The following is a 1,367-nucleotide window of genomic DNA, read 5'->3' on the forward strand; positions in this document are numbered from 1 at the left end:
ATGAATCGGCTACACTAGACTAGACAGAAAAAATAAGGTGTGTAGAATAATAAAAAACACACTGGAGGATTTTTCATGTCAAGACGTCAACGAAGAACCTATTCAAAAGAATTCAAGCAACAAGTCGTCGATCTCTACCTTGCAGGCAAACCACGCGCAGAAATCATTCGAGACTATGAGCTGACCGTTTCAGCCTTCGATAAATGGGTGAAGCAAGCACAGTCAACAGGCTCGTTCAAGGAAAAAGATAACTTAACCCCGGAACAAGCAGAACTGATCGCATTACGAAAGAAAAACAAACAGCTCGAAATGGAGAATGATATTTTAAAGCAAGCGGCGCTGATATTCGGACGAAAAGACAAGTAATTGATGCCAACAAGCACAAATACTCGATATCAGCGATGTGCAAAATTCTAAACATTTCTCGTCAAACCTACTATTATCAAGCACAACCTGTCAGAAATGAGTCTGAATTAGAAGAAGTCATACAGGAAGAATTTATTCGTAACCGAAAAGCCTATGGTACCCGGAAATTGAAGAAATGTTTAGCAAAGCGTGACCTTCAACTCAGTCGGCGCCGAATCGGTCGAATCATGAAACAACGTGGGTTGACATCTACCTATACAATCGCTCATTTTAAAGGCCAGCGAACAGCTTGTAATGAAGCGGAAACAGCGAATGTATTAGATCGGACCTTTACACAAGAACAGCCATTGGAAGCCATCGTCACGGATCTTACCTATGTTCGTGTTGGAAAAAAATGGCAGTATATCTGCCTCATTCTGGATTTATTTAATCGAGAAATTATCGGTTATTCGTGCGGTGAGAAAAAGGATGCCGCATTGGTAAAAGAAGCCTTTGGACGGATCCCTTATCCTTTAACAGACGTCAAACTTTTCCATACCGATCGTGGAAAGGAATTTGATAATCAAACCATTAATGAGATTTTAAATAGTTTTGAGATTACTCGTTCGCTGAGTAAGAAAGGCTGTCCCTATGATAATGCCGTTGCAGAATCTACCTATAAATCTGTCAAAGTCGAATTCGTGCATCAATCCCAATTTGAGACATTGGCACAGCTACGTCTAGAATTGTTTGATTATGTGCATTGGTGGAACTATCTGCGCTTACATGGCACATTGGGATATGTAACACCGATCCAGTTTCGTCAACAGAGATTGGCGAAGCGAACCTTTGATAATGAGCTCGGATCAGATACCTCTGGAGAGGCAGCGTAATTGAATGAGCACGCTTCTGCCGGAAAGAATCCGATCCGAGGAGGCTCATTGTCAAGGGCAATCGGAGCAATAACACCAAGAGATTCACAACACCTTATAATTTTTGTCAAAAAAAGTGTTGCCATTCCA

Annotated in this window: 1 protein-coding gene; it reads left to right on the plus strand. The window is 41.3% G+C overall.

Features of this window, described 5'->3' with window-relative positions; all coding sequences use genetic code 11:
- Nucleotides 1-75 precede the first annotated feature (75 nt).
- A protein-coding gene (locus KQI58_RS22410) for an IS3 family transposase (protein ID WP_216411145.1) occupies nucleotides 76-1,238 on the plus strand; the annotation gives its coding sequence in 2 pieces (ribosomal slippage) (nucleotides 76-352 and nucleotides 352-1,238; 1,164 coding nt in all).
- Nucleotides 1,239-1,367: the final 129 nt, after the last annotated feature.

Origin of the sequence: Enterococcus raffinosus, from assembly GCF_018917525.1 — a bacterium.
GTDB classification, from domain to species: domain Bacteria; phylum Bacillota; class Bacilli; order Lactobacillales; family Enterococcaceae; genus Enterococcus_A; species Enterococcus_A raffinosus_A.